Consider the following 22,967-nt stretch of genomic DNA (forward strand, 5'->3'; position numbering starts at 1 on the left):
TCCTATCTGAACAAGTAAACTAACGTTTGTTATCTGGTTGCTTTCTATAAGGATCCAAAGGTTCTGGATCGTTTTGGATTTCGGGGGGCAACGGGAGGGTGACCACAAATATGGCCCCGAGGGCACCATCGTTTCGAGCCGTGATGTAACCTCCATGATCGGTTATGATCGATCGGCATATCGCCAGACCCATTCCCATGCCGTCTGCTTTGCTCGAAAAGAAGCCGTCGAATATCCGTTCCATATCATTTCCCGGGATACCACCTCCCGTATCGCGCACGGCAATAGTCAATTCTTTATCGGACCCGAGAGTGGTCTCTACCGATATTGACCGAGATGCGCGCTGGGAGACTGCTATCGCCTGAATGCTGTTAATGAGGAGATTCACGACAACTTGTTGAAGTTGCACACGGTCGCCCATTATCTGTGGGAGGCCGCCAGCCAGTTGCGTCGTGACTGAGATGTGGTGAGCTTGGCTTTCCGATCGGACCAACAGAACCGCCTCGCGAATGATGTCGTTGACGTCGACGGCTGTTCGAACGGGATCGGTCTTAACAGCCATGTCCTTGATGCGCCGGATTACCTCATTCGCGCGATGAGCATTTTCCATTATGCGTGAAATGATCGCCTTTACTTTCGGGACGTTCGGTTCGTCGCGGTCGAGCCATCTGAGCCCGGTGTCCGCGTCCGTGACTATTACCGAAAGCGGCTGCCGAACCTCGTGAGCGATCGAGGTTACAAGTTCGCCGAGTGCTGACACGCGAGCGGCATGTGCAAATTCGGATTCTATCTTTCTCAACTGCTGTTCGATGCGCCGTTGTTCGGTCACGTCGATCATCATGATCAGCGTCTTGTCGAGCTTCTCAGGGATTTGAGGGAACGTGACGTAGAACAAAACTTCACGGAGTTCCCCGTCGAACGTCCGTATCTTCATTTCTTCGCTATAGTTTCGGCTTCCGTTGAAATGCGCTTTCACCACCCGTACAGCGGCTTCCGGAGTTGCTGAATAGAGATAAGTGACGCTCTGCAGGAAGTCCTCCCTTGAACTTCCTTTGAACAGCCGCATGGCGCTGTCGTTCACCTCAGTCACGACGACTGCCTCACTTGCAAATCGAACCAGGTCTGGTTGTTCCTTGAGATGGACATCTATATCCAAGACACCATTCGACATGAGCCTGTGGATCACGTCGCTCATAATGCGCGCGTCGACTTGCCATACCGGCAATGGGACGTTGTTGATGAGATTTCGATACCGCTGTTCGCTGGCTGCAAGATCCCAGTACTTTTCCGGATCGCTCCATGAGCCTGTGACGCTAGAGGAAATGAGATTGGGATGGTCTGAAGTACCTCGCCAAACAGACAGGATATCGGTGCCGGCCTCAACGGTCATGAACGGCTTTTCACTCTGAGGCGCTGAGAGAACTTCGATGCTCAGTTCGAGCAGCTTGTCGCGGTGCTTTTGCGGCCAGTATCGATAGGCGCTCCGCCCGATCATTGCGCTTGGAGACGTCCCACCGGCAAACAGCTTGGACGCAGCCACGTTCATATCGCTGATCCGCAGATGTTCCGCGATCAAGCTGGGATCCACGGCAGTGAGGCTGTGATCGCGAATTTGTTCGATCTGCTCTAGGAGTGCCGCAGCCCCGGTCGTGTCGATGCTCCAGACTGCGATCCAGTCCTTATAGGCGGTGGGTGCGTGACCTTCGACGATCCTCGCATCAGCGGCGGCGCCGTGCTCTATGAAGTGCGTTATAAGACCGCGCTCGTCTCGAAGCGCCCGCAAGCGGACATCCGCCAGGATCGGCGTATTGTCTGACCAGGTGCGCTGGGCCAAGCCCTGCCAAGATCCGCCAGCTTGCAGTTCATTCCAGTCGGGGCCGACGGCAAGCGTGCCGAACACTTCTTGGGACCGCTTGCCGACCACCTCGGTTATTGGCCGCCCATAAAGACGCTGTGACGCGTGGTTCCAATGGACGATCCGCTTGTCGGCATCGTAAATGATCACGCTTTCGTTGCTGGCGTCGGCGATCTGCGCCGAGAGAATATCGACTCTCTGAGTTGTCTGGCGCCGCTTGAGGTTGGTGATCTGTTCCATCTACCTACTTTGATAATTGTGCGGAAGCGCACTGTCTTCAGCGTTCGAAGACCGTAGACGATCGGCAGTCGTCGGCTCGCTGTAGATGCAGTGCGCTTGTCCAAGTTTACCTATTCCGCTCCACGCACCCACGAGCAACGCGACAAGAAGTCGGCGGGCGGGGCTGCTTTCAAAGCACGCGATCTTGAGCATATGGTACCCCGTGGTCCCGAAGGGGCGCGCGCCCGGCGAACCAGGCACGCTAAGCATTTCTTCAGGCGACGGCGCCGATAATTTTCGCATTCACTAGTCCGCGGGCGACCGAGGCGACGCGGCGACCCTGGAAGCGGGCGACGGCGAGGTGGTCTTCGTCGGGCTTCAGGCTGTCGAGCAATGATACATGCGTCGCACCGTATGGGGTGCCGGCCTTGAACATCGCCGGGTCGGCATAGCCGAGCGGTACGATGATCAGGCCGAGGTGGGCCATGGGCGTGTAGATGGAAAGCAAGGTCGATTCATTCCCGCCGTGTTTGGAGGATGTGGAGCCGAATACGGACCCGACCTTTCCATTAAGCTTGCCCTGGAACCAAATACCGCCCAAACCATCGATGTATGCCTTGAGCTCGGAAGAGATGGATCCAAAGCGTGTCGGCGTGCCGAAAACGATGGCGTCGGCCCATTCCGCGTCCGCTTCCGTGGGCGCCTCGTACTTGGCATTCATGGCTGCTGCGTTTTCTTTCCAGCCAGGGACCTGGGCCATGACGTCTTCGCCAACGAATTCGCGAGCGCGGCGAAGGCGCACTTCCGCGCCCTCCTTGATCGCTCCTTCAGCGATTGCATTTGCAAGAATTTCGGTGGAGCTGTTGCGCGAATAAAACGCAATGAGCACCTTGGGGTTGGACATGCTTGCCTCCAGCTGGGGGTTAGGGCTGTCGGCCTATGCCACAGCTTAAGCTCACAAATGGACGAGTAGGGCGCGCCTCAGAAGCTGGGGAAAGATGGAATGTGCGTCCAAGAATTTGGACGACGGAAGCGACCGCGACCGGCAGTGGCCGCTTAGGCGGCATTATCCGAACCTGCCACGCTCACGTCATCGTCAAAGGACCGGATGCCTGCCAACGACTTGTCCATGATTTTGGACGCTTCGTCTCTGCGCGCCAGTCTTCTGAGCAGGGGGACGAAGGGCTAGCCTGCTCCCGATCGAGCTTTTTGAAGCCGGTAGAAAACGAAAAAACCTAAAGGTGGAACATGAATCAGATGGTTATCAGAGGTGTCAGCAGCCAGACATTCGTCGCTGCCAACATAAAGCGGACCGAAGAGTTTTATGGCAAGGTTTTGGGCCTGCCGGTCGTCAAGAGGACTGTGCACCACCACGACGCCCGACTGCCAACCGTCACCTTCGGCTTCCGGCAGTTCCAGGGCGAGCCGGCGCGCGGCGAATCCATAACGTACATCGAGTGGAACCCTGTCTTCTACATGATGCCCGATAGGGGTTTCATTGAAGCGGACAGCACGCGAGACGCTGTCGCCAATCCGCGCGTGGGCGACCCCAAGGGCCGCTGGGGCGCAGGCACCAACCACCATCTCGCACTTCATGTCCCCAACAGAGACGGACTGCTCAAGTGGAAGCGCAGGCTATCCGATCACGGCGTCCACGTAACGGGTCCCTACAACCGCCACTACTTCTTCGCCATTTATCTTCGTGACCCTGATGGAGCGATCATCGAGATCGCAACGAGCGAGCCGGGCTTCGGTCATGACGAGACTGTGCTAGGGTCTGGCTTCCGGCCCCAGCCTAAGGAAAATCTTATCGGCGGGCGCGACGAGCTTCAGGTGGCCGCCGAAACTTGGCCGCAGCCGCTTCCAGAGGTTACGGCGGACTTCGCGCTTCGTGGCTTCCACCACATCACGTCGATCTCCAGCGACGCCGAGCGAACCGAGAACTTCTTCGTTCAGAAAGTGGGTCTTCGCCTAATTAAGAAGACCGACTACCTCGATGAGAAGGGTGGCACGCACTTCTATTACGCCTGCGACGAAGATCTTTCTCCGGGGTCGGTGCTGACTTTCTTCGGCCTACCGGGGTACACGCCCGGTCGCCTCGGCACAGGTCTGTCGCATCATTTCTCGCTTGAAGTGGAAAATGAGGTCGCGCTCGGCGAGGAGCATTCCAGGTTCCGGAAACTCGGCATCGAGGTGTCAGCCATCCAGGACGCAATTTACTCCCGGCAGTTTCATTTCCGGGATCCAGACGGTCACATCTGCGCCCTTTCCACGCCAAACAAGTTTACTATAGACGAGGACGCCGCCGTACTTGGCGCGAAACTGTGCCTCCCCGAACCCCTCGAAAAGGATCGGCGGACGATCGAGCAGCACATCGCTTACCGTCCAGCTCCCGTACCGATACCCCGCTAAATTCGGGGCGTTTTTGGATGACAAACAGGAGAGCAATCAGCGCTTATGGAAAAGCTCGATTTTTTACCCCAAGAAAAGGTCATCTGGGGCCGTCAAGTTCTATCCGATGCCATGGCGAGCCTCGCGCGCTATGGCATCGAGAAGCCCATCGTTTTTTCGGTTGGACCTTTAAACGACCTTAGACGTGCCTTTGTCGAACCGTATGTAAAAGATGCGGTGGGCGAGTTTCTCGACTTGCCGCCGCACGTCCCGGACTTTGCCGTCCGACTTGGCATGCAGGCGTGCGAAGAGTCCGGCGCTCGATCGATCATCGCCTTGGGAGGCGGCTCCGTTCTTGATGCGGCAAAAGCGGTTTCACATTTCCACCAGGTGAAGCACGGCAGCTTCCTTCCGATCGTCGCACTGCCGACCACCTTGTCTGGATCGGAATTCTCCCATTACTTCGGAGTCACAGAGACTCTGTCGTCAGTGAAGTTCAAGCGAAGCTACGCCGTCAGGGAGATCGCACCGAAGCTAGTGGTGATTGATCCTGAACTGATCAGGGGGACGCCGAGAGTTCTGTTGCTTTCTTCTGCGATCAAAGGAATTGACCACGCCGTCGAGGGCATGCGTCTGGTGGGTGCGGACCATCCACATGCCATTATGGCTGCGAGCGGCGTCCGACGCTTCCTCGACGTCTTGAACATGTGGCCTGCAGAGATTGTTACGGAGACGGCCCTTGAAGCAAATCTTGTCTCGCTCGACGACCTGCTGCAGCTACAGCTTGCCGCTTGGCAAAGCTATTTCTTTCCGGCGTCCGTCGTCTATGGGTTGAGCCACCGAATAGGTCATATTCTAGGTGGCACCTTCGGGGTACCTCATAGCCTTACGTCCTGCATGACTCTCGGCCCCGTCATCAGTGCCTGTGCAGCGTTCTATGGTGAGAAGCTTCGCATATTCAACGACGCCGCCACGGGACGAGAGGCCGCAAACCTGCTTTCGGGCGACGTGCAAACGACAGTGAAACGGCTCGGGCTTCCCAGTCGTCTTCGGGAAGTTGAATTCGATCGAGGCAACCTCTCCAAGGTACGCGACTTGCTGATTGAAAACTATCCAAGGGAAGTCGCCGATCTCGGCGAGGACACAGAGCAGAAGCTTGCCTCGCTGCTTGAGGGGATTTGGTAGATGGAGCTGTCGACGAAACCTCGTGATACAAGTTCGATCGCAACTCTTCTGTCCGACTATTCAGCGGGGCGGCGTACCACCACGGACGCCGTCGCCGAAAGCCTGGCGTTGGCAAAGCACTGCCAGGCCAACATCAGGGCGTTCGCGGAAATCGACGAAGCTGGCGCGCTCGAGGCTGCATCGCGCTCGGATCAACGGTATCGGGAGAAAACCGCACGAACGCTAGAGGGCGTCCCTGTCGCTGTGAAGGATATGATCGACACCGGAGACATGCCTACACGCTACGGCTCTCCTGCATACGAGGGACATCAGCCAGACTCTGACGCAGTCGTGGTGCAAGCGCTTAGGGAAAATGGTGCCGTGGTCGTCGGCAAGACCACGACGCACGAGTTTGCTTGGGGCGTGACGACGTCGAGCGAGGCCTTAGGGGACACGCTGAATCCATACGACCACACTAAAATTCCTGGCGGATCGAGTGGCGGGATGGCGGCCGCGATTGCGTGCGGGGCAGTGCGGGGAGGCCTGGGGACGGACACAGGCGGTTCGGTGAGGATTCCCGCTGCGCTCTGTGGGGTCGTCGGCTTCAAGCCGACTTTTGGCTTCCTTTCCACCGACGGCGTGTTCCCACTCGCGTTCTCGCTGGATCATGTTGGTATCCTTGCCCGCTCGGTGGAGGACGTTCAAATAATCTCAAGGGCGTTCGGTATTGCTTGGCAAGGGAAGGCGATGCGATCCCGATATCGCATCGGGGTCACGAGTGGTCTGGGCGGCGTTCCCATGTCCGCCGATGTCGCCGACCTGTTTACGCTGGCATGCAGCCTACTGAGGCAGAGTTTCGACCTAACCGAATTGTCGATCGAAACAGTGTTTGACGGGGCTTTCAAGACATTCGCTGGCATCGTGTTGGTCGAAGGAGGAGTGGGACACTTCGGTCGTAACGACGTCGAGTTCATCCAGTCGAGGTATGGGCGCGAGACTGCGGCCCGCTTGAAGCTCGCGGAAAACGTAAGCCTTGGCGACTATGCAAAGTGGCAGCAGCGACGCAGGGAGTTTGCGCGTGACCTCGATTCTGTGATGCAGACGCTCGACTTCCTTGTACTTCCTACCTGCCCGTGCACGGCGCCGCTCATCGGTGAAGATTTGGTCGTGATCGGTTCCTGGAGCGGCACTGTCCGCGAGGCTTTAATGACCTACACGGCGCCCTTCAACCTCGCCGGTTTGCCGGCGATCTCGATCCCGATCGGACAATCTGCGACCGACGGCATGCCGGTAGGCTTACAGATCGTCGCTGCGCGCGGACGCGACGCGCAGCTCCTCGAATTCGCGGGCGAGATTGAATCGTGGGTCCGACCGTTGGCCGGTCCTGAGCATCGTATGTAAAAGGGAGGAAAAGCATGTCGGTACAGGCGATATTGAAGGAGAAAGGATACAGCGTCGTCACCGCGCCGCGCGAGGCGTCCGTGCAGGAGGTGTGCCATCTACTTCATGAGAATCGTATCGGCGCTGTGGTGGTCGTCGACGCCGAAAACAGGATCGAGGGCATTTTCACCGAACGTGACGTCGTGGCCGCTATTTCGAAGCGCGGCGTCCAATGCCTAGCCGAGCCGCTAGGCGAAGTGATGTGGCGGAATGTATTCTGTTGCACTCGCCACACAAGCATCACCATCCTCATGGACATAATGAACATGCACAGGGCGCGTCATCTGCCTGTGGAACACAACGGGCGTCTTGCAGGGATCGTATCGATCGGCGACGCAGTCCGGCATCATATCAAAGCGATCGAATACGAGGCGGAATACATTCGCTCCTACATTACTGGTTGAAATCGGTGGCTGCCAATTAAACCTTGTTTGGATAGTCAAACCGGTATGTCGGAGTTTAAGGTGCGAGTCGATTAGTCAAGTTGGCGAGGGGCCAGACGATGCTTCGACTCTATGACAGCCGCTATTCCGGAAACTCGTGGAAGATCCGAATTCTGCTCAACCAGCTAAAAAGGCCATTCGAGCGATACACGCTCGACCTGGAGTCAGGCGAGACGAAGAGTGACGAGTTTTACGGCTTAAACCGGTTCAGCCGAATACCGGTCTTGCAGCTCGAGGACGGCCGTACGGTGGTCGAGTCAGCAGCTATATTGTTGTATCTGTCGGAGGGCACTCCCTATCTCTACGACGATCCCTACCTGCGTTCTCAAATAATCGGCTGGATGTTCTTCGAGCAGGGCGACCTTCAGCGTTTCATCGCGCTATCGCGGGTCTACCATATTAGAGGAATGGCTGACAAAATGTCCCAGCAGATCGAGCGGCTTCACGCCGACGGCTATCTCGGCCTGGAGAAGTTGGAGCGATGGCTAGGCGCCCACGAGTGGCTTGTTGGCGATAGATATACCGTAGCAGACCTCGCATTGTTTGCGTACGTCTCTCTGGCACATCAAGGCAAATACGAGATGGAGCGCTTCCCGGCCATCCTCAGGTGGCTGGATCGCGTGAAGGAGCAGCCGGGTTGGCTGGATATATTCGACCAGAGCCCGTACCAGAAGGGCAGCTCGCGCGCGTCGGCGAAATAAAGCCTCGTGGTTTGGCATCCAACCTACCCAAAGGTTTTATATAGCTTGGTCGAGACATCGGTAAAATACTGTTCCGGAAGTTCGATTTCAATCTGTCAGCCGCCCGCGTCTGCGCTGCTTTGCCGTTCCGCGGGCACTCGCGCGCGTGAGTTATTTATGCCTGTGCAAACGGTTCATCTTATAATTTTGATCAATATCCTAGGAGTGGCCGGGATCGTCGTCTGGCACCTTCAAGGAACGTCGCGACCTACTGCCCGGCTGATCGCACAGATCATCTTTTTCATTGCTATGACAGTCACCTTGGTATTCGCTCGGGTCATGCCGTTCCGCTTCGACACTCCACATCTTGATGGCAGCGGGTATTGGATGGTCTCCGCCAAGATCCTTTGGTGGACTCATCTTTCCTGGGCGACCATCGGTCTCGTTAGAATATACATTGTGCTCGACGGCAGGCCGCGCGAAGCGCGGCTGATCCAGGATCTGCTGGTCGCCATCGTTTATCTGGGCGTCGTGCTCTCCGTAATGGCTTTCGTGTTCGGTGTTCCGATCGGCACGCTGCTCGCGACATCGGGCGTATTTGCCATCATTCTAGGTCTCGCTCTGCAAAACACTTTGGGCGATGTATTTTCGGGCGTGGCACTGACCCTTGGTCGACCGTACACCATTGGAAACTGGATTGTGCTCAGTGACGGCACCGAGGGTAGGGTCGTCGCTAGCAATTGGCGCTCGACATACCTACTTACGAGCGCACATAACGTAGTCGTCCTCCCCAACAGCGTGTTGGCAAAACAGGGCCTCACCAACGTTAGCAAGCCGGATGAAAACCACCAGATAATGCTGGGCGTCCGCATCGTACCGACGCGCGAGCCTAATGAAGTGTTCAACGTCATGCTCGACGCATTGAATAGCTGTCGTGAAATAGCCCACGAGCCCCCGCCGAGCGTTTCGCTCGTTGGCATCGACGCCGCAGCGATTGATGTTCAGTTGTGTTTCCGCGTATCAAGTCCCGCACAGCGCGGCGTTGCCCGGAACGAGGTGATCGACAGCGTCTACAGACACTGTGTGGCCACCGGTATCGAGCTCGCGAAGCCAGCGGGGAGCCATACTTTCCAAGCCTCATATGACCAAGTGCCTACAATGCAGGCTGCGACGGACGCCGGAGTGGCTCGTGCAAGGGGCATCATTGCAGTGCCACCGCCGCCGGACGTAGCGCGAGAGCAGTTGCTTCAGTCAATCCGATCGACCTTCAGGGGGCGGGTGACTCGATGACAGCGTCGCTCTTGGCCAAGTATGGATGGCGTCATCGTTCGCGGGAATTGGACCATGCGTACAAGACTGCGAACTTCTCAAATATCGACGAGCGTTTAGTCTTCTCTCAGCTCAATAAAAGAAAGGGGAGCTGTCATGCACGCCAATGTAAAGTGGGACGAATCCAACTTAGTACGATCAGCCGTCGTCGATCAGGTCATGGTCGAAAGGCGAGCTAAACGAGGATTTCTCAAGACGCCTGTGTCGCTCGATACCGTGAAAGACATTCTGAACGCCGCGCGTTTCGCTCCAAGTTCAACCAACACCCAGCCTTGGAAATGCTACGTTCTCACCGGCGACACCCGCGACCGCATCACCTCCAAGGCGGTCGATATATTCCGAGCGGGGCCGGAGAAGCTAACTCCCGAGTATCCCTTCTTTCCTCAGCCTTTGCACGATCCTTTTTCCGGCCGCTTCAACGTATTCCGAGGTCAGCTTGGTGACGCGGTTGGCGTACCTCGCAGCGACAAGTACGGACGAATGAAAGACGTCGAGCGGCAGTTTCGCTTCTTCGAGGCGCCGGTCGGCCTGATTTTCACGATGGACCGAAAGCTCGAATGGGCGAGCTTCATCTGCTACGGATGTTTCCTGCAAAACATCATGCTTGCCGCGAAGGCGCGGGGGCTGGACACATGCGCGCAGCAGATCTGGTCGCTCCAACATCAAATGCTGCGAGAAGAGTTTAAGTTTTCACAATCGGACATGGTGGTTGCCGGACTTTCCCTGGGTTGGGCGGATAACAACCTGGCCGAGAACAACATGGCAAACCATAAGCTTTCACTCGAAGAGTTTGTCACCTTTTCGGATTAAGCGTCCGGGGATGCGTTTCGGATCTTGACGTTTTATCTGCAAGGGCGTCGATTAACAGGGCCATCGCGGTGTCTCGCGATGGCTTTCGCGCGGTTTTGTCGGGCGCGCTCGAAGACGGCAGGTGTCGATGCTTGAACTCAAAGACGTTTACTTCTTCGTCCAGGTCGTTGATCGCGGCGGCTTCACGTCTGCCGGAAGAAGTCTGCGGGTGCCGAAATCGACGCTTAGTCACCGAGTTCGCGAACTAGAGTCGATGCTTGGCGTTCGGCTAATAAATCGTACCTCGCGGCAGTTCGGCACGACTGATGTGGGGGCGGAATTCTACCATTATGCTCTGCAGATTCTTCAAAGTGCTGATATCGCCGAAGAATTCGTCCGCCAGAGATTGAATGAGCCAAGCGGGACGGTCAGGGTAACGACTGCGGTTGAGATAGCTCAATTTGCACTAAAGGATCTAATTCCAGTTTTCCTGAACAGATATCCAAAGGTAAGAATCGTCGAGATCGCGACGGACAGACTTGTCGACATGGTCGCTGAAGGATTCGATTTGGCCCTTAGAGGACATGTCGCTTCCTTGCAAAACTCTACGCTGGTGCACCGCGGAATCGCAAGCGTTCCATGGTATCTGTTTGCCAGTCCGACCTACTTGAATCAGGCCGGCGACATAACTGATCCGCGAGCCCTCTCGTCCCATTCAACGCTAGCTATGGATCGACATGGTGCCGAAATGTGGGGTCTGAAAGGGCCGTCAGGGCATGAGTTGGACGTGCCGATTGAGCCACGGTTTCTGAGCAACAATATGATTGCCCTCAAGGAGGCTGCTTGCGCTGATCTGGGCGTAGCCGCACTTCCTGGATATATGTGTCGCCAAGAGATCGAAGACGGAAGACTTCGTCAGATATTGCCTGGCTGGATGGCTGCCGACGCTCGTATGAGCGCGCTCATGCCTTACAGGAATGGGCTTCTGCCAGCAGTTCGTGCGCTGGTCGATTTCCTGGCAATGGAAGTGCCCAAGGTCACGGCGTTCACTCCCCGTGCGCACGACTGATAGATTTTGCGGCCCATGCCGCTATGCAAAAAACTTGCGTCTGCACAAGCTAAACCTCAGTTGGCTATCTGGGGCATCTGAGACCAAATAGACTCATTCGACACGTATCCCCTTTTCCGGTTCGGGCCGGATCGCACCGAGATTGATTGCTATGAAACTTCGTAGTCAGGTCGAGCAAGGCTTGCTTTGCTGCTTGTTGATGACGACGTTGGAAAGAAACGAAATACTTTCCACCAGCCTCGAGCGGGAGGCGCGCTCAATCACCCTGCTTGAGGTCGTGCGAGCGATAGAAGGCGACATCGAGACCTTTGCGGACAGCGGCCGAGCCGAAAAAATGGTCCCGGCCGGATCCATTGCCAGCGTGGCCTCGATCCTGGAACGGTCGTTCAAATCTGCCGACGCCGTTTGACAGGAAGTACTTGCGACAAACAATCTCGAAAATCTGGCAAGGGAGCTTCAAATCTCCTCGGACAGGCTTCCGGCATTTGAAAGCAGCTCTCGGCGTCCGAACTGAGGATTTCGCACGATGGAAAGTCTTCTGAATGAAACTGCCGGGATGCTTGCCTTCGTCCGGACGGTCGAAACAGGCACCTTCAGCGCTGCCGCCCGAACTCTAGGGGTCACGTCGTCGGCAGCGTCGAAAAGCGTCTCGCGACTAGAATCCATACTTCATGCCAAGCTTTTCCGGCGCTCGACACGGTTGCTTGCGATGACGGCCGAGGGTGAGGCCTTCTACGCGCGAGTGATGCCACTACTTCGCGAAATCGAAGCCAGCGCCGACGCCGTCCAATCTTATCGGGAGACATCTGGCCATCTAAAGGTCAGTCTGCCGGGCGAGCTCGGCCGAGTGATGCTCGGGCCGATCTTCAATGACTTCATGCCTAGATTTCCAGGCATCTCTCTGGAAATTGGGATGACGGACCGGCATGTCGATCTTGTGCGTGAAAACTACGACGCGGCATTCCGCGTCGGCAACTCGGATCGAAACGAACTCATGTGCCGAACGCTTGCGCATCTCGATATGGCGTTAGTCGCCTCGCCGTCGTTTCTTAGGGTAAATCCGGTCCCTGGTTCCATCGAACAGCTGTCGCAGCTTCAGTTTGCCAAATACTCGCTTGGAGGCAAAACATATCCCGTGCGGTTTGCCAGCGGCCGCGAATTCTTTCCTTCTGGAAGGATCGAATTTGATACCGCGACCGCCATTCGGGAAGCTGCAAGAAGCGGGGCGGGCGTCGCCCATTTGCTGAAGCGCGTGGTTGAGGAAGACCTTCGCGAAGGCTCACTGGTAGAGTTACTTCCCAACATCCGATTGCAGACCGTTCCGTTTCAGGCGCTGCACGCCTCTGGATCCATGCCTAGTCACCGCCTCCAGATTTTCACCGAATTCATCGCCCAGGTAATGGTGGGCGCCCCTCAATAGATGGCTCATTTGTGCCACAGAGCTGCGGTTTTGCCTCGCTGCTTCTGACTCGCGGATGATGCGGAAAATTCAGCGACGCCGCGATATCCCGGCTTGCCAATCCAATAGGAAACACGGGGTAGGATATTACTAAGGTAACTCAGAGCCAGCGAGCAGCATTTGGTTGCGACCGCAACCGAATAGCGCGCACCACCTCTTCGCAACCCGCATTTTGGGCCACTTCGGTTTATGCCCCCAACATTGGTATATCTATCCGAGTCTGTGCGCGTATCCCAGGATCGAGGCCGGCCATTCGCGTCTTCCAGACCGCCGATCTGGCCGATTTCAAATTCCAACCCTGGGAAGAAGAAGATGACACAGCGACTTAACTTCGCACAGCTTTCGCCCGAGCTCTTCAAAAGCTTGATGACTCTGAGCAACGAAATCAAGAAAGGTTCTATCGAGCAGTCTATCCTGGATCTGATCGATATTCGCGCCTCCCAGATTAACGGATGCGCCTTCTGCCTCGATATGCATTCCAAGGAAGCCAAGATCCACGGCGAACGCGAGCTGCGGCTCTATCATCTCGCAGCATGGCGCGAGTCAACTCTTTTCAGCCCACGCGAGCGCGCGGCGCTCGCCTGGACCGAAGTGGTGACGAAGCTGCCTGAAGGCGGCGTTCCTGACGAAGTCTACGAGAGAGTTCGTGGTCAGCTATCGGAGAAGGAACTTTCCGATCTTACGTTCCAGGTCATGGCGATCAACATGTGGAACCGGGCCAGCATTGCGTTCCGCGCGGTTCCAGGATCTGCCGACAAGGCCTTTGGCCTCGATAAGGCCGGCCTCGAGTAAAGCATACTGGCTGGTAGACGGCCGAGCGTTTCGGCCGTCTGCTTTTCAAGCGCCTTAAAATGATTGTCCATTGTTTTGGACGCTAAGTCGAAGAACCGTAGCCTGTCGTGAATTGATGTTTGCTCCTATCCTCGTGCCGGACCGGTTCTAAAGGCCCGGCTGCTTAGGCCAATAAAAAGGATGGAACGATGATCGACACTGGGATGAAGTCGCCGACTGAAGGAGACAGTCACACACCCTACAGCAGATATGTCCAGACAGAAGTTCTCCATACGCTACAAGAACTTGTCAGCGACAGTCCTGCGGAACCTGCGTTTCTTGCCAATGTGCAAATCAGCGAAATCTATTGGGCGCTTATCACCCGTGAGCTACTGACAGCCCAAACGGAATTGCGAAGCGACAGGATCGCGGCGACCAATCGCGTTCTTCGCCGTATCGTCAGCCACATGGAAGCATTCAATGCAAACTGGAGATCTCTTTCTTGGCTGACGCCGGCCGAACTCATGCCCATCCTGAAAGGACTCAGTGCTAGGCACGGGAAAGACACCGCCCTCCAGGGTTGGGCGTTCCGCGAGATGGTGTTTCTGCTCGGCGTGAAGGACAGGCCCTCACTTGAGCATTTCGAGCCGCAGCCGCATCGGTTCAGGCAACTTTCCGAAAGACTAAGTTCGCCGAGCCTCTACGATGACATTCTCGCTGCGTTGGCTCGCGATGGAAAGCCGATCCCGCCGCAATACCTCACGCCCGATTATGCTGCGGTCTACGTGTCGAACAAGGAGATAGAGGGTGTGTGGGCCGAGATATACCGGGTAGACGATCCGGCTGATCATTGGCGTACACTCGCAGAGCTACTCGCCGATATCGCCGTTGAGTTCACCAACTGGAAATACCTGCATTTGATGGCAACACGACGAACCTTCGGTTCGCGACCGGCATACCACGGCGTAGATGCAATCCAGTGGTTGTTGCCGACCATGAACGAGATCCCTTTCCCTGAGGTTTGGTCTGCCCGCGGTCTGGTGGTTTAGTCGCAAGGTGCCACGACGAGCCGCACCGCAAGTCTCGGAGTTCGAATTATGAGTGGCCAGCTTTCGCTCATACGCACGGACCCGTTACTCCAGCGTTTCGTCGTTTTTGCTGCACGAGTCGATCCATGCGCGATGATTTATACGAGAGCCTACAGATTCAATGGAAGCGTGAAAACAAATTTTGAGCCAGTCGGCTCATTACTCTGCACCCAAAGTCGCCCGCCGTGCGATTCGATGACAGTTCGGCATATTGCTAGTCCCATTCCCATCCCCTGCTCTTTTGTTGTGAAAAATGGCTCGAAAATGCGGTCAGGAAACTCAACTCCTGGCCCAAAATCCGAAACCTCCGTTCGAATCGAATTATCAGAGTGCGAAGTACGCACGAGAAGCGATTTTCGGACAATGTCACCGTCCATAGCCTCCATCCCATTCAATATGAGGTTGATGAGAACTTGCTGAATCTGAACACGGTCAATGAAGACATCAGGTATTTCGCGATCCACCTCGGCTTGTAGGCGAACGTGCCGACGGTTCGCACCATCTCTTACAAGACTCAATACCTCGTCAATCACTTGCCCGTAGTCCGTGATTTGCCGTGCCTCATCAGAATGTTTGAACAAGGCGCGAATACGGCTAACCACGTCGTTCGCAATTTTCGCACTTGATACAACTCGTCTAGCGGCAATTCTTGCGCGGTCGATGTTCGGGGGCTCTGCCGAAAGCCATCTGTCGCACACATCTGAACTGGAGACCAGAGTTGCTAGCGGTTGACCGATTTCGTGGGCGATTGATGCAGAAAGCTCCGCAAGGCTGGCGGCTTGGCTGGCTCGGGATAACTTCTCCTGCGCCACGCGAAGTTCTTCGTATGAGCGGACCTGTTCCTCAATGTCAAAGCAAATGCCGTTCCAGCGGACGATCACACCGTCGCTGTTTCTCATTGCCTCAGCGCGGGTCTCGACCCACCGATAGACGCCGTCATGCCTTCGCAACCGGTGCTTCATAGCATATGGCTCACCAGTCAGTAACGAGTGAGTATAGCTGGCCTTCACAGCGGCGACGTCGTCGGGATGAATAATCAAGTCAAGCGTGTCGTTTATCGGAGACGCTTTGGATACATCCTTGTCTGCAAGCCCGAATCCAAGATAGGCCTCGAGCTTCTGGCTTCGATAGATTGGTTTTCCATCCGGTAGGGAGGAATAGATAAGGGCTGGCAGCGCTCCGATAAGCTGTTGAAGCTGCCTCTCTCGTTCTCTTAAAGCTTCTTCGGTCTTTTTATAGACGTCCATATCCAACGAGGTGCCGTACCACCCTGTAATCCGACCCTGTCCGTCGTGCGTTGGACGGGCAGCAGTCCTTGCCCAAGCGTAAATACCTGTCGCGCGTTTAATATGATACTCAGCGCTAAAAAGGCCACCTGTTTCCACAGCGTGACGCCATTTGGCCGCAACCTCATCGTACTCGTCGGGGTGCATCAGCTGTTTCCAACTCAGCTCGCCTTCGACCGTGGACGAATTGAGATCGTCGGGTGTCACCCCGAGCGTGGTTTGAGCGAATTCAGGGAGATAAAGCCATTTTCCTTGGGCATCCAAGGCCCACCCGTTACCAAAGAGATTTTCGATGACCTTTGCGGCGCGGACAGCCGGCAGTTCATCCGCGCTGGCGCTTTTTGACGCAACTGCGGGAACTCCAATTTTTGGGGCTAGGTCATCGATGTCGACGCTGATCCCGTATCCGGGCTCCAGGCGAGTATCTGCCGACAGGTACGATCCGTCCGCCTGCAATTGGCGAAGCCGCAGGACCTGCGGCACTCCAGTCCAGAACGCACGCGAGAGCCCATACGCCGCCGCGCGCCAGTCATCGGGATGGATGGAGTTCAAGGCCGGAAAATTTGGCGGGAAAGTTGTGTCCATCGCCCCACGATCGGATCCATTCGCAAGAAACTTGTGAACCTGCCCGAGGTGCCGTGTCTGAATGATGTACCTCAGTATCATTCCGCTGGAGCCAGCCAAGGCAAACATTACTGCCCAAGACAACGCATACTGCTGGTTTACACCGACAATACTAATGGCCGTCAAACCTGAGACAACCAACCCAAGCGCACACATGACCATCAAAATGTGCACGACACCGCCTCGTGCAGCCAAAAAGAATGACAAGAATGGAGCTAGCAGACCAAGGGGAGAGCCGGCAGTCCAAGACGCGATTAATCCTGACGCTATCGTTGCGGCGACTAAGTAGGTCAACCGCCGCCGGACCTGCATTTCCCCCATCGCCGACCCCTTTGCCAACGGCCTTCACATCAGCAAAACAACTGATCAGTCCCGATCCACAGTTCAGCCATAAGTTAGCCCGCGCAACCAATTTGCTTCACTGATGTCACACTACCCTGTACCCCTAACATGGATTGAGCCGATATATGAACTCCCACGGCAACATAAAAATTTGGTGGAGCAATATTGGGCGTTCTATAGCGCCGAGCGGTGTCCCTGCCCTTCGGCATGCTGAGCGATAGGGTCGGCATGGCCCGCTAACGCTCGTTGTCGCTAGCACATAACCTGTTCGTGACGATCGCTAATTTCGCGTTGACTTCCATCAACAGCGTCAGACAACCGAAAATGTTAAACTTGCGCGCAGCTAAGTCCTATTGCCAAGGTGTCAGCCCGATTCCCATCAGCCTCGAGTGCTAGGTCGCCCGATAGCTCCCATCGTTCAGATCCTGCTCTATACGTGTGTTTAGTATGCATGCACGGCGCGATGAGACATTGTTCGGTGCATCCGATGCCGACGGAAAAATCGTAACGGCAAAGGGTCAAATTCAACTATCAGGAAGTAAAAAATGAAAAACGTAGTCCCGAGCAAAGGCTTGGAGTGGACCAACTTCATCATGGGCGCGTGCCTCGCGTGCTCCGCGCTCTTCTTCACGGAATTCCCCGCTGCCGTTTGGGATGCTGTGATTGTCGGTGCCATCATCGCAAGCTGCTCCGCGGTAGCGCTCTCGCGCTATGGAGTCTGGACTGAGTGGGCGAACCTCGCTCTAGGATGCTGGGCGGCTGTTGCCCCTTTCATTCTGAAATTCGGATCGCTTGCCTCGCCGACGTGGATTCATGTGACTGTCGGACTTTGTGTCGCGTTGTTCGCATCGATCCAGCTCTTGGCTAGCAAGAAAAGCGAATCTGGTTCGGCCAACAGCTAACACCGATTTTCTCAAGAACACCGAAGCAATTGTCTCCGCGGTTAACGGCCAATGCCAAGTTCACAGCGGAGGCAATCTAACAACCAATGGGTTGGATTATCCGCTCTCAGCGTAAGATCCTTCCTGCCCTTTCGGTCTTATCTGGTGGCTCAACGCAGGGCATTTAAGATCAAAGCAAAATATGCGCACAGATAGGAGATCGAAATCGTGGAGTTACCCCGCAAGGAGGCCTTCGAAACCCCCGAAGAAATCGAGAGGAAGATAGAGGCAGTTCCTTCCACGCCACCCGAAACAATTGGTGCCCAAAACGAAGCTATTGCCAAGCCTCGGAGCGCCAGAGTAAAAAAAGGATTGGGTGCGGTACTGCTCGTAGCCGGAGTAGCGTACGGGGCCTATTTTGGTCATCATTATTGGACCATCGGACGATTCATCGTTTCCACTGACAACGCTTATGTGAAAGCTGACTATACGACTGTCGCACCCAAGGTAGGGGGTTACATTAAGGAAGTGCTCGTTAATGACAATGACGTCGTGACTTCGGGTCAGGTCATTGCAACAATTGATGACCGAGACTTTCAGGCCGCGCTCTCTCAGGCGAGGGCAGAAGTTGCCGCAGCAGAAGCTGCGCTCACGAACGTTGACGCCCAGATCGATTTACAGAAGTCGGTAATCGGGCAAGCGAAGGCGTCACTGGATGCTTCTAAAGCTTCATTGGTGTTCGCGAAGTTGGATGCGTCCAGAAACGCACGACTGGTCAACAACGGTGCCGGTACCCAATCCCGGGCCGAGCAGAGCCAATCCGTATTGGATCAAGCCTCTGCCGCGGTCGAACGCGATGAAGCGGCACTTATAGCTGCACAAAACAGGATTCCGGTTCTTCGCACCCAGCGTGATCAGGTCGGGGCGCAGCGGGATAAGGCGGCCGCGGCTGCTCAACAAGCCGAGCTGAACCTTTCTTACACGAACATTGTTGCAGCGGTTGACGGTACGGTGGGAGCTCGATCAATTCGTGTTGGTCAGTTCGTCAATTCCGGCACGCAACTCATGGCGGTTGTGCCATTGCAGTCGGTCTACATCGTAGCGAACTTTAAAGAGACCCAGCTCACATTCGTGCGACCAGGGCAACGCGTGATGATCAAGGTCGACAGCTTTCCAGATCTTGAGGTGAAAGGTCGCGTTGACAGTATTTCGCCTGCAAGTGGCCTTGAGTTCTCCTTGCTTCCTCCGGACAACGCCACGGGTAACTTTACGAAAATTGTCCAGCGCATACCTGTAAAAATTCTCATTGAGGATGATGACGCTGTCGGACGCCTCCGCGCAGGAATGTCAGTGGAGCCTGAGATCGACACGAAGGGCGAACATCTGGCCGCCAGATAAGACGGGAAACCCGCTCTAATCCAACAAAAGTTCTAATTGCGAGGTGGATCCCAGGATTCGCCACGAGGAGATGAATCGTGTCCATCGGTCATGTAAAGGCGAAGAACGCCAGTGGTGTCCTAACGACATCGTTGCCACCTAGTACGCCGCAGATGAGTACAGCCCGGATGTGGTGTGCGGTGGTCGGATCTACTCTCGGGGCGTTCATGGCAGTGCTGAATATTCAGATTGTCAACGCTTCACTTGCGGACATTCAGGGGGCGATAGGTGCAGGAAAGGACGACGGCGGATGGATTTCCACATCCTACCTGATAGCCGAGATCGTCGTCATTCCGCTAAGCGCCTGGTTGGCGAAAGTATTCTCGCTTCGTAAGTATCTTCTCGTCAACGCCATCCTCTTCCTCGCCTTTTCGGTAGCGTGCGCCTTCGCAACCAATCTTTCTCAGATGATTGTTTTAAGGGCGATACAGGGGTTTTCTGGAGGCGTTCTCATACCGATGGCATTTACGATCATCATTACGTTCCTGCCAAAGCAAAAGCAGCCAATCGGCCTTGCCTTGTTTGCGCTATCAGCAACGTTCGCACCCGCTATTGGGCCAACGATTGGGGGATTTCTCACAGAGAACTACGGTTGGGAGTACATCTTCTACGTCAATCTTGTACCAGGCTCAGTCATGGTCGCTATGCTATGGGTTTCCCTTGACCGAGGGCCGATGAACCTAAGCCTTCTGGCAAAAGGGGACTGGCCGGGGGTCGCGACAATGTCCATTGGTCTTGCTGCGCTCCAGACCGTACTTGAAGAAGGCAACAAGGAAGACTGGTTCGGATCAGAGTTCATAGTACGGCTCTCGGTAATCGCCACCGTCTCGCTCGCCCTCTTTATTGTCATCGAACTAAGATCGGAGCACCCACTTCTAAACCTTCGCCTCCTTCTCCGGAGAAACTTCGGTTTCGGCGTCGTCGCCAACTTTCTACTTGGAATGACGCTCTACGGCTCGGTATTTGTGTTGCCTATCTACCTAAGCCGAATCCAAGGCTACAACGCTGAGCAAATTGGCTTTGTATTAGCTTGGACCGGCATTCCGCAACTCTTGTTGATCCCATTGGTGCCCAGATTGATGAAGCGCTTCGACGTGCGGTTTGTCATCATAGTCGGATTTGCTTTGTTTGCAGTTTCGAATTTCATGAATGTTCACATGACAAGCGACTACGGGAGCGATCAACTATTCTGGCCGAACATCGTTCGTGCCGTCGGCCAGGCTCTCGTTTTTTTGCCACTCTCCGCGGTCGCAACTGCGGGTATCGAGCAGGAAAATGCCGGATCGGCTTCGGCAATATTCAACATGATGCGTAATCTGGGCGGCGCCGTCGGCATAGCTTCTCTGCAGACCTTCTTGTCCAAAAGAGAGCAATTCCATTCGAATATCATCACGAACTCAATAAGTGTCTTTGACGAAGCTACGCGAACGAGCGTTTCAAAACTCACGGCGTACTTTATGAGCCACGGTACAAGTGACCAGGCAACTGCAATCCATACTGCAATCGTGGCAGTCGCACTGAAAGTACGTAAACAGGCTAACATTATGGCATTCAGTGATGCGTTCTTCGTTCTTGGCGTCGCGCTTTCGATTGCCCTTGTCGCTAGCATGTTGCTCAAAAAGCCTGATCATCTCTCGGGAGGAGGAGGTCACTGATGACAAAAGCAGGAGGCAAAGCGACGGCCTACAAACAAGTTAAATCGAAAACCCGCGTCGATGACAATTCAAAGCGTTCTCTCGACCCCGGCTCGCTGCTATCGATCCTCGAATGGCTTTCGGGAGACGAATGCCATTTGCTCGATGAAGCTGGCATGATAGCCGCATTCGGGAGGAGGCTGCGGCAGATAGGACTGCCATTGGATAGGCTTACATTGCATTTAATGACATTGCATCCTGAAATTATGGGTCGGACCTACGCATGGGCCCCCGGCGAGCCGGTGGAGGTACATGACCGCGAGCATGGAATGCAGACAGCGTTCGCGGCGACGGCCCTAAGAAGGGCAATAGATTTCCGGGAGACCTTGGTCGTCAGCGGAACCGACGAGACTTTGCCGTGGCTGCACATCGACGTGTTCGAGGGCAGGGGGCTCAGTCAGATCGTCATCGCTCCCCTTTGCAATGCAGACGGCCCAGTCAGCGCCGTCTCGTTTGCAAGCAGGGAATCTGATGGTTTCACCGTATCGGAAATCGGTATGATTGAGCGGTTGCTTCCCGCTTTGCGAAACACCTGCGAAATAAGGGTGATGCGCCAAGCCGAACTTTCACTGCTGGATACCTACATCGGCCCAATGACTGCCCGTCGCATTCTTGCGGGACGGATCCGGCAGGGGGAAGTCGAAACGATGGAGGCCGCACTTCTCCTTTGTGACCTCCGCGGGTTTACCGAGTTGTCAAACAGACTGCCCGAAGGAAAAGTGCTTGCAATTTTGAACGAGTATTTCGACTTGGCGGTCCCCGCAATCACGCGAAGAGGAGGCGAAGTCCTCAAGTTCATGGGCGATGCTGTACTTGCGTTTTTTCCGCATGCGGACGTGAACGAGGCGAGCGAGAAGGCGCTTTCGGCTACAATGGAGATCATGGACCAATTAACTAGGGTCGTGGGCGATGGCGCGGGTCTCGAGGCCGCAATAGCCCTGCATTATGGAAAAGTCAGCTACGGCAACGTCGGCTCGGGCCGACGCTTGGATTTCACGGTAATCGGTCCGGACGTAAACATGTTGAGCCGGATCCAAGCAGTGTGCGGCAGCCTAGGAATTTCCGTGTTGATGTCGAGCACGTTTAAGGAAAGGACCAGTTGTCGCATTGTTGACTCGGTTGGATTCCACCGTATGAAAGGCTTCAAAGAACCAGTGCAATTGTTTGCTGTTAAGACGACTTTTAAACACAACCAAAAGTACTTTGGACAGGTTTAACATCTCAGCCTTGAATTAGGAATTGCTTGGCGAGCACAACGGTGTTCCGCATCATCGGCTTGCTGCCGCAGGCCCTTTCGCTCCGACTTTGGCTGCCCACGAAACCGCGCATGCCCGGCATTTAAGAAACTGAACCGGTCTTCTAACAAGGAGGTCGCAAACCTTCCCGCCCTTCAGTATTAGAAGGAACCTTGGGTACTTGAATTGGCGGTGCCAGTACTCTTCCGCTCACATAATGGCATATGCGTTACTGCATTAGGAACGAGCCAACGCGTAACCCTGAGGATGGCATCGTATCTGGTCAGTCCAATATGTCAGTGATAATCGAGTTGCGAATTTCCGAAAGCCGCAAAAGAGCATGCAGGTCCGATTTGCGTCTTATGAGGTCGGCGACGGTGTATTTGTCAAAGACCGCGACGAACGCTTTTGTGGCCTCGGACAATATGGGGGGCAGGCCACAAGCTGGCGCTATCATGCAGACCGAACAATCCAGGATGTCCGAAAGCCCCTCGGTGTGACGCAGGACGGCACCGATATTAATATCAGCGGCGGGACGAGCGAGCAGAATCCCTCCGTTCCGTCCACGAATGGACTGTACGAACCCCGCAGCCGCAAGGTCTTGCACTACCTTCATCAAGTGGTTCTGCGAGATAGCGAACGTGTCCGCGATCGCACGTATCGAAGTGCTCTCACCGTCACGTGTACCTAAGTATATCAAGACCCTGATCGCGTAGTCGGTATAGCGTGTGAGCCTCATCTAACAGCCTGCGTCAAAACGTCCAAAGGAGC

General features: G+C 55.3%; 19 protein-coding genes and 1 pseudogene. 16 read left to right on the forward strand and 4 right to left on the reverse strand.

The genetic code is table 11. From position 1 onward, the window contains the following. Positions 1–19: 19 nt before the first annotated feature. Positions 20–2,095 (reverse strand): ATP-binding protein, encoded by a 2,076-nt coding sequence (locus tag ASD36_RS12255; protein WP_060510797.1) that lies wholly within the window; start codon positions 2,093–2,095, stop codon positions 20–22. A 253-nt stretch (positions 2,096–2,348) separates the two neighbouring features. Beyond that, complete coding sequence (wrbA, locus tag ASD36_RS12260; protein ID WP_060510799.1) at positions 2,349–2,978, reverse strand: NAD(P)H:quinone oxidoreductase; 630 nt, start codon at positions 2,976–2,978, stop codon at positions 2,349–2,351. A 344-nt stretch (positions 2,979–3,322) separates the two neighbouring features. Between wrbA and ASD36_RS12265 the strand changes: the two genes are divergently transcribed. From ASD36_RS12265 to ASD36_RS12320, 12 genes and pseudogenes are all read left to right on the forward strand, one after another. Next, positions 3,323–4,486 carry a VOC family protein gene (locus tag ASD36_RS12265; RefSeq protein ID WP_082546872.1) on the forward strand — a complete coding sequence of 388 codons (1,164 nt, stop codon included), beginning with the start codon at positions 3,323–3,325 and terminating at the stop codon, positions 4,484–4,486. A 45-nt stretch (positions 4,487–4,531) separates the two neighbouring features. Then, positions 4,532–5,650 carry an iron-containing alcohol dehydrogenase gene (locus ASD36_RS12270; RefSeq protein ID WP_060510803.1) on the forward strand — a complete coding sequence of 373 codons (1,119 nt, stop codon included), beginning with the start codon at positions 4,532–4,534 and terminating at the stop codon, positions 5,648–5,650. Continuing rightward, complete coding sequence (locus tag ASD36_RS12275) at positions 5,651–7,030, forward strand: amidase (RefSeq protein ID WP_060510805.1); 1,380 nt, start codon at positions 5,651–5,653, stop codon at positions 7,028–7,030. A gap of 14 nt (positions 7,031–7,044) precedes the next feature. Next, positions 7,045–7,473: a CBS domain-containing protein gene (locus ASD36_RS12280; RefSeq protein WP_060510808.1), complete on the forward strand. Its 429-nt coding sequence runs from the start codon at positions 7,045–7,047 to the stop codon at positions 7,471–7,473. 98 nt (positions 7,474–7,571) lie between these two features. Continuing rightward, positions 7,572–8,213, forward strand: a complete 642-nt coding sequence (locus ASD36_RS12285; RefSeq protein ID WP_060510810.1) for a glutathione S-transferase family protein — start codon at positions 7,572–7,574, stop codon at positions 8,211–8,213. A 156-nt stretch (positions 8,214–8,369) separates the two neighbouring features. Then, positions 8,370–9,305 (forward strand): annotated as a pseudogene (locus ASD36_RS12290) (mechanosensitive ion channel family protein); the annotation flags it as partial. A gap of 312 nt (positions 9,306–9,617) precedes the next feature. Then, entirely contained in the window at positions 9,618–10,331 is a 714-nt protein-coding gene (locus ASD36_RS12295; protein WP_060510812.1) for a nitroreductase, read from the forward strand. A 127-nt stretch (positions 10,332–10,458) separates the two neighbouring features. Continuing rightward, positions 10,459–11,379, forward strand: coding sequence for a LysR substrate-binding domain-containing protein (locus tag ASD36_RS12300; protein WP_060510814.1), 921 nt, complete (start codon positions 10,459–10,461; stop codon positions 11,377–11,379). 151 nt (positions 11,380–11,530) lie between these two features. Beyond that, positions 11,531–11,788, forward strand: a complete 258-nt coding sequence (locus tag ASD36_RS12305) for a hypothetical protein (protein WP_156407475.1) — start codon at positions 11,531–11,533, stop codon at positions 11,786–11,788. Positions 11,789–11,905: 117 nt separating this feature from the next. Then, positions 11,906–12,799, forward strand: a complete 894-nt coding sequence (locus ASD36_RS12310; RefSeq protein WP_060510818.1) for a LysR family transcriptional regulator — start codon at positions 11,906–11,908, stop codon at positions 12,797–12,799. A gap of 351 nt (positions 12,800–13,150) precedes the next feature. Next, positions 13,151–13,630 (forward strand): carboxymuconolactone decarboxylase family protein, encoded by a 480-nt coding sequence (locus tag ASD36_RS12315; protein WP_060510820.1) that lies wholly within the window; start codon positions 13,151–13,153, stop codon positions 13,628–13,630. A 188-nt stretch (positions 13,631–13,818) separates the two neighbouring features. After that, on the forward strand, positions 13,819–14,658 hold the full coding sequence (locus ASD36_RS12320) for a tryptophan 2,3-dioxygenase family protein (RefSeq protein ID WP_060510822.1): 840 nt from the start codon (positions 13,819–13,821) through the stop codon (positions 14,656–14,658). Positions 14,659–14,807: 149 nt separating this feature from the next. On the opposite strand, the gene ASD36_RS12325 is transcribed toward ASD36_RS12320, so the two are convergent. Beyond that, the gene (locus ASD36_RS12325) at positions 14,808–16,928 is read right to left on the reverse strand and encodes a PAS domain-containing sensor histidine kinase (RefSeq protein ID WP_060510824.1); all 2,121 of its coding nucleotides are present in this window, start codon (positions 16,926–16,928) and stop codon (positions 14,808–14,810) included. 566 nt (positions 16,929–17,494) lie between these two features. On the opposite strand from ASD36_RS12325, the gene ASD36_RS12330 reads away from it, so the two are divergent. The 4 genes from ASD36_RS12330 (at position 17,495) to ASD36_RS12345 (ending at position 22,178) form a co-directional block, all read left to right on the forward strand. Continuing rightward, complete coding sequence (locus ASD36_RS12330; RefSeq protein WP_060510826.1) at positions 17,495–17,851, forward strand: SPW repeat protein; 357 nt, start codon at positions 17,495–17,497, stop codon at positions 17,849–17,851. 204 nt (positions 17,852–18,055) lie between these two features. Continuing rightward, positions 18,056–19,228 carry an HlyD family secretion protein gene (locus ASD36_RS12335; RefSeq protein WP_060510827.1) on the forward strand — a complete coding sequence of 391 codons (1,173 nt, stop codon included), beginning with the start codon at positions 18,056–18,058 and terminating at the stop codon, positions 19,226–19,228. 152 nt (positions 19,229–19,380) lie between these two features. Continuing rightward, positions 19,381–20,922: an MDR family MFS transporter gene (locus ASD36_RS12340; protein WP_082562779.1), complete on the forward strand. Its 1,542-nt coding sequence runs from the start codon at positions 19,381–19,383 to the stop codon at positions 20,920–20,922. Next, the gene (locus ASD36_RS12345) at positions 20,922–22,178 is read left to right on the forward strand and encodes an adenylate/guanylate cyclase domain-containing protein (protein ID WP_060510829.1); all 1,257 of its coding nucleotides are present in this window, start codon (positions 20,922–20,924) and stop codon (positions 22,176–22,178) included. Before ASD36_RS12340 ends, ASD36_RS12345 begins: the two co-directional genes overlap by 1 nt. A 301-nt stretch (positions 22,179–22,479) precedes the next feature. Here the strand turns inward: ASD36_RS12345 and ASD36_RS12350 are convergent, their stop codons facing one another. Further along, entirely contained in the window at positions 22,480–22,935 is a 456-nt protein-coding gene (locus ASD36_RS12350; RefSeq protein ID WP_060510831.1) for an Rrf2 family transcriptional regulator, read from the reverse strand. Positions 22,936–22,967: the final 32 nt, after the last annotated feature.

Source organism: Rhizobium sp. Root1334 (assembly GCF_001426665.1).
Taxonomy (GTDB): Bacteria; Pseudomonadota; Alphaproteobacteria; order Rhizobiales; family Rhizobiaceae; genus Pararhizobium.

Excerpts from the sequence above, each read along its gene's own strand:
- ASD36_RS12255 (WP_060510797.1), bottom strand. The coding sequence starts at position 2,095 with ATGGAACAGATCACCAACCTCAAGCGGCGCCAGACAACTCAGAGAGTC.
- wrbA (WP_060510799.1), bottom strand. The coding sequence starts at position 2,978 with ATGTCCAACCCCAAGGTGCTCATTGCGTTTTATTCGCGCAACAGCTCC.
- ASD36_RS12265 (WP_082546872.1), top strand. The coding sequence starts at position 3,323 with ATGAATCAGATGGTTATCAGAGGTGTCAGCAGCCAGACATTCGTCGCT.
- ASD36_RS12270 (WP_060510803.1), top strand. The coding sequence starts at position 4,532 with ATGGAAAAGCTCGATTTTTTACCCCAAGAAAAGGTCATCTGGGGCCGT.
- ASD36_RS12275 (WP_060510805.1), top strand. The coding sequence starts at position 5,651 with ATGGAGCTGTCGACGAAACCTCGTGATACAAGTTCGATCGCAACTCTT.
- ASD36_RS12280 (WP_060510808.1), top strand. The coding sequence starts at position 7,045 with ATGTCGGTACAGGCGATATTGAAGGAGAAAGGATACAGCGTCGTCACC.
- ASD36_RS12285 (WP_060510810.1), top strand. The coding sequence starts at position 7,572 with ATGCTTCGACTCTATGACAGCCGCTATTCCGGAAACTCGTGGAAGATC.
- ASD36_RS12295 (WP_060510812.1), top strand. The coding sequence starts at position 9,618 with ATGCACGCCAATGTAAAGTGGGACGAATCCAACTTAGTACGATCAGCC.
- ASD36_RS12300 (WP_060510814.1), top strand. The coding sequence starts at position 10,459 with ATGCTTGAACTCAAAGACGTTTACTTCTTCGTCCAGGTCGTTGATCGC.
- ASD36_RS12305 (WP_156407475.1), top strand. The coding sequence starts at position 11,531 with ATGAAACTTCGTAGTCAGGTCGAGCAAGGCTTGCTTTGCTGCTTGTTG.
- ASD36_RS12310 (WP_060510818.1), top strand. The coding sequence starts at position 11,906 with ATGGAAAGTCTTCTGAATGAAACTGCCGGGATGCTTGCCTTCGTCCGG.
- ASD36_RS12315 (WP_060510820.1), top strand. The coding sequence starts at position 13,151 with ATGACACAGCGACTTAACTTCGCACAGCTTTCGCCCGAGCTCTTCAAA.
- ASD36_RS12320 (WP_060510822.1), top strand. The coding sequence starts at position 13,819 with ATGATCGACACTGGGATGAAGTCGCCGACTGAAGGAGACAGTCACACA.
- ASD36_RS12325 (WP_060510824.1), bottom strand. The coding sequence starts at position 16,928 with ATGGGGGAAATGCAGGTCCGGCGGCGGTTGACCTACTTAGTCGCCGCA.
- ASD36_RS12330 (WP_060510826.1), top strand. The coding sequence starts at position 17,495 with ATGAAAAACGTAGTCCCGAGCAAAGGCTTGGAGTGGACCAACTTCATC.
- ASD36_RS12340 (WP_082562779.1), top strand. The coding sequence starts at position 19,381 with ATGAGTACAGCCCGGATGTGGTGTGCGGTGGTCGGATCTACTCTCGGG.
- ASD36_RS12345 (WP_060510829.1), top strand. The coding sequence starts at position 20,922 with ATGACAAAAGCAGGAGGCAAAGCGACGGCCTACAAACAAGTTAAATCG.
- ASD36_RS12350 (WP_060510831.1), bottom strand. The coding sequence starts at position 22,935 with ATGAGGCTCACACGCTATACCGACTACGCGATCAGGGTCTTGATATAC.